Raw genomic sequence first — 239 nt, forward strand, 5'->3', positions numbered from 1 at the left:
CGGCTGAGCCCCCATTTGCTCCGCCCTCCGTCACCCTACATCCTCGGAGATTGGAAATGTCTTGCTCCTCACGGAACCAGGGCAGTTTCCTCCTCGGACATCACAGTATTCGCCTGGGATGATATAGTTCAGGGTGCACGCCGGCGATTATGTCCTGGTACGAAGAATCTCACAGTCGGGTGGGATGTAGGCGATTTGGGCCCGGAGCCAGGGGGCCTCAGTGGTGAAGTTGGTCTTAG

Source organism: Schleiferilactobacillus shenzhenensis LY-73 (genome assembly GCF_000469325.1).
GTDB classification, from domain to species: domain Bacteria; phylum Bacillota; class Bacilli; order Lactobacillales; family Lactobacillaceae; genus Schleiferilactobacillus; species Schleiferilactobacillus shenzhenensis.